The 240-nt window shown below is 69.2% G+C and carries 1 pseudogene; it reads left to right on the forward strand.

From position 1 onward, the window contains the following. A pseudogene (locus AC0IYU_RS34960) lies at positions 1-240 on the forward strand (LPS-assembly protein LptD); the annotation flags it as partial.

The raw sequence follows: 240 nt of genomic DNA on the forward strand, positions 1-240 counted from the left end.
CTTCGACCACGTGCGCTACCCGCTGCTGGAAACAGGCGCGCACGGCGCGGCCGAGCGCATCGACGTCGTCGATGCCAAGGTGTCGGTGGCGCGGCACGTGACCTACACCACCTGCCTGCGCGAGACCTACCCGGACTGGGCCCCCGCATGGCTCTTGAGCGCCGTGACGATGACCCCCGACAGCGACACCAACCTGGCCACCGCCACCGATGCGCAGATCAGCTTCCTGGGACTGACCCC

The sequence above is a fragment of the Variovorax sp. AC103 genome, from assembly GCF_979254005.1.